The sequence below is a fragment of the Streptomyces flavofungini genome (genome assembly GCF_041028215.1).
In the GTDB taxonomy this organism is placed as follows: Bacteria; Actinomycetota; Actinomycetes; order Streptomycetales; family Streptomycetaceae; genus Streptomyces; species Streptomyces flavofungini_B.
On the sequence record NZ_JASKYR010000648.1, the window covers coordinates 1 to 4,048 of the forward strand.

General features: G+C 71.0%; 4 protein-coding genes. All 4 read right to left on the reverse strand.

What is annotated here, in order from left to right:
• On the reverse strand, positions 1-545 hold a 545-nt coding region (locus AB8Z36_RS31705), incomplete at its 3' end, for a pyridoxal-dependent decarboxylase (protein WP_369216835.1).
• 152 nt (positions 546-697) lie between these two features.
• Complete coding sequence (locus AB8Z36_RS31710) at positions 698-1,753, reverse strand: ABC transporter substrate-binding protein (RefSeq protein WP_369216836.1); 1,056 nt, start codon at positions 1,751-1,753, stop codon at positions 698-700.
• Between the two features lie 205 nt (positions 1,754-1,958).
• Positions 1,959-3,113, reverse strand: coding sequence for an acyl-CoA dehydrogenase family protein (locus AB8Z36_RS31715; RefSeq protein ID WP_369216837.1), 1,155 nt, complete (start codon positions 3,111-3,113; stop codon positions 1,959-1,961).
• Positions 3,114-3,120: 7 nt separating this feature from the next.
• Positions 3,121-4,048 (reverse strand): hydroxymethylglutaryl-CoA lyase (locus AB8Z36_RS31720; protein WP_369216838.1); only part of this gene is annotated, 928 nt, incomplete at its 5' end.

Below are 4,048 nucleotides of genomic sequence, written 5' to 3' on the forward strand. Positions count from 1 at the left end.
GTGACGGAGTCGGCGCGTTCGACGCCGTCAAGGACGTGCCGGTGCGCGCGGGAGGCGAGCAGCCCGCAGCCGTACGCGGTGTTCACATGCAGCCTGCTGCCGTACCGGGCGCAGAGCTCGGCGATCTCGGGCAGCGGGTCGGCGGCGCCGAGGCCGGGGGAGCCCGCCGCGGCGACGACCGCGAGGGGGAAGAGCCCGTCGCGCGAGCAGCGCTCCAGCTCACGGGCGAGCGCCACGGTCCGCATCCGCCCGGCCCGGTCGGCGCGGACCGCCACGACGGCGTCCTCGCCGAGTCCGAGCAGCCGGGCCGTCCTCCGGACGCCCTCGTGGCCGTCCTCGGAGGTGAGGAGGCGCAGGGTCTCGGGGGCGCGGGCCCCGGACCGCTCGCGGGCGAGCCGCAGGGCCCGCAGGTCGGCCTGGTCGCCGCCGCCGGTGAGCATCCCGCGGGCGGCGGGGCCGAGGCCGAGGCGCTGGGCGGTCCAGTCGACGAGGCGGCGTTCGATGAGCTGCTCCGCCGTGGTGTCGTTGAGCAGGTGCGAGCGCATGAACTTCCTCCAGGTGAGGCACTAAGTAAGGTGAGCCTAACCTAACCACTCCTGGGGTTGAACCCCGGGCCCGCACAGCGAGACCGCCCCCTCCGCGCGCGAGGGCGGAGGGGGCGGCCGGTGGAACTGGTGGAATGCGCTGTCGTGCGGTCCTACTTCAGCTTCTTGGCCTTCTCGATCGCGTCGGCGAGGTCTTCGAGGATCGGCGCGCACTTGTCGTAGGAGAAGATCGGCTCCGCGATGCGCGGGATGACCTGTCCGGCCTTGACGGCGGGCAGCTTCTTCCAGGTCGGCTTGGTCAGGTCGGCCGGCTGGATCGCGGAGGTGCGGTTGTCCATCATGATCAGGTCCGCGTCGTACTTGTCGACGTTCTCCCAGCTCAGGTTCTCGAACCAGCCGCCGGAGGCCTTCTTGGCCTTCTCGGGCGGCTCGACGATGTTCACGCCGAGCGCCTTGAAGTACTCCAGGTCGACGGAGAGGTTCGAGCCGGAGACGTAGAACAGGTCCTGGCTCGCGGAGCCGACGAGGACCCTGATGTCCTTGTGCGCCTTGGCGACCTTGCGCAGCCGCTCGGACGCCTCCTCGAAGCGCTTCTTCGCCTTGACCACCTTGTCCGACTTCACATCCGCGCCCAGCGACTCGGCGAGGGCCAGGATGCGCTGGAGGGGGTGGGTGAGCTGGCGGTCGTAGACGCTGACGCCGACGCTGGGGGCCAGCTTGAGGATCTTGTCCTTGCTCTCCTCCGGCACGTACCAGAGGGTGCCCTTGTCGTCGAACATCGTGGAGATCAGCACGTCCGGGGCGAGGCCCGCGTACTTCTCGATGTTGAACTGGCCCCATTCGTTGCCGATGACGGTCAGCTTGTCGACGTCCATGTCGCCGGCCTGGACGTCGGGCTTGCCGTCCTTGGTCTTCGTCGGGCCGAAGACGCCCTTGACCTCGATGCCGTAGTCGAACAGGGCCGCGGCCACGCCCGTGAACGCCACGATGTTCTTCGGCGTCGCGTCGCGCTTGACCGTCGTGCCGCGGTCGTCCTTGAAGCTCCAGGGGCCGCTCTTGCCCGCACCGCCGCCCGCGTCGCCGCCGCCGTCGCCCTTCTTCTCGTCGCCGCAGGCCGCCAGGACGGCGGTGAGGCCGAGGGCGCCACCGGCCGCGAGTATGCCGCGGCGGGACGGGGCGGGCAGTCGGGAGAAACGGGACTGGGGCATGGTTCTCTGCTTTCGTGACGGTGCGGTGGCGGGGCCACCGGCCGGGCGGTGCGGTGGCGGGGCCACTAAGTGTGCTTAGGCTAGCCTAAGCAGACGCCGAGTCCAGAGGCTCTCGCGTCACACCCGTCACACCTGTCAGGCCGGTGTCCCGGCGGGCGCGCCTCATCGCACCCGCCGAACCGCCGCCGTCTCGCCTTGCCCGGCCTCAGCCCGCGAAACCCAGCTCCCTGGCGATCAGCATCCGCTGCACCTCGCTGGTGCCCTCGCCGATTTCCAGGATCTTGGAGTCCCGCCACATCCTGGCCACGGGGTACTCGTTCATGAAGCCGTAGCCGCCGTGGATCTGCGTGGCCTCCCTGGCGTTGTCCACGGCCACCGTCGAGGAGTACAGCTTCGCGATCGCCGCCTCCTTCTTGAACGGCTCCCCGGCGACCATGCGCGAGGCCGCGTCGTACCACCCGACGCGGGCCATGTGCGCCCGCATCTCCATGTCGGCGATCTTGAACTGGATGGCCTGGTTCGAGCCGATCGGCCTGCCGAAGGCGTGCCGCTCCCTGGCGTACTTCACCGACTCGTCCACGCAGCCCTGGGCGAGCCCGGTGGCCAGCGCGGAGATCGCGACGCGGCCCTCGTCGAGGATGCGCAGGAACTGCGCGTACCCGCGGCCCTCCTCGCCCAGCAGGTTCGCCGCGGGGACGCGGACGTCGGAGAAGGACAGCTCCCGGGTGTCCGAGGCGTTCCACCCCACCTTCGAGTACGGAGCGGCGACCGTGAAGCCCGGCGTCCCCGACGGCACGATGATCGCGGAGATCAGCGGGCGGCCGTCCGGCTTGCGCCCCGTGACGGCGGTGACCGTGACCAGGCCCGTGATGTCCGTCCCTGAGTTGGTGATGAAGCACTTGGAGCCGTTGATCACCCACTCGTCGCCGTCGCGCACGGCCGTCGTGCGCGTGCCGCCCGCGTCCGAGCCGCCGTCCGGCTCGGTCAGCCCGAAGGCGCCGAGCAGCTCGCCGGAGCAGAGGCGCGGCAGCCACTCGCGCTTCTGCTCCTCCGTGCCGAACAGGTGCAGCGGCATGGCGCCGAGCGAGACGCCCGCCTCCAGGGTGATCGCCACGGAGGAGTCGACGCGGGCGAGCTCCTCCAGGGCGATGCCGAGGGCGAAATAGTCGCCGCCCATCCCGCCGTACTCCTCGGGGAAGGGCAGGCCGAACAGGCCCATGCGGCCCATCTCGCGGACGATTTCGTAGGGGAACTCGTGCCGTTCGTATAGGTCGCCGATCTTGGGGGCGACGACGTCGTGGGCGAACGCCTCGACGGTGCGGCGGAGTTCCGTGAGCTCGGGGCTCAGGCGGTGGTCCATCGTGTACTCACTGCTCCTGGTGGGTCAGGGCGCGGACGGTGCGGGACGGGCTCGGTCGGCCCAGCTGGTCGGCCATCCAGGCGCTGGTGGCGCTGAGACGGCCCAGATCGACCCCGGTCTCGATGCCGAGTCCTCGCAGCATCCAGACGAGGTCCTCGGTGGCGAGGTTTCCGGTGGCGCTCTTCGCGTACGGGCAGCCGCCCAGGCCGCCCGCGGAGGCGTCGACCGTGGTCACGCCGTGCCGCAGGGCTTGCAGGGTGTTGGCGAGCGCCTGGCCGTACGTGTCGTGGAAGTGGACGCCGACGCGGTCCACGGGGACTCCCGCGTCGGTCAACGCGCCGAGCAGCGCGGTGACATGGCCGGGCGTGGCCACGCCGATGGTGTCACCGAGGCTCAGCTCGTCGCAGCCCATGTCCAGCAGGGCCCGGCAGACCCGGACGACCTGGCCGATGCCGACCGGGCCCTCCCACGGGTCGCCGAAGCACATCGAGAGATAGCCGCGGACATGCGCCTGCCGCTCCTTGGCGCGGGAGACCACCGGGGCGAACATCGCGAGGGCCTCGTCGACCGTGCGGTTGAGGTTGGCCTTGGCGAAGGACTCGGTGGCGCTGGCGAAGACGGCCACGCGGTCCGCGCCGAGCGCCGTGGCCCGCTCAAGGCCCCGTTCGTTCGGCACGAGGACCGGCAGGTGGACGCCCGGGAGGTCACCGAGGAGCGGGAAGAGCGCCTCTGCGTCGGCCAGTTGGGGCACCCACTTGGGGTGCACGAAGCTGGTCGCCTCGACGGTGGTCAGGCCCGCGTCGGCCAGGCGGTGGATGAACTCCGCCTTGACCTCCGTCGGGACGACCGACTTCTCGTTCTGCAGGCCGTCGCGCGCGCCGACCTCATGGATGCGGACCCGGGCCGGGAGGCCCTCGGCGGGGACGGTCATGGGC

What these genes read in the sequence shown, in the direction of transcription:
- AB8Z36_RS31715 (WP_369216837.1), bottom strand. Translation starts at nt 3,113, where the DNA reads ATGGACCACCGCCTGAGCCCCGAGCTCACGGAACTCCGCCGCACCGTC.
- AB8Z36_RS31710 (WP_369216836.1), bottom strand. Translation starts at nt 1,753, where the DNA reads ATGCCCCAGTCCCGTTTCTCCCGACTGCCCGCCCCGTCCCGCCGCGGC.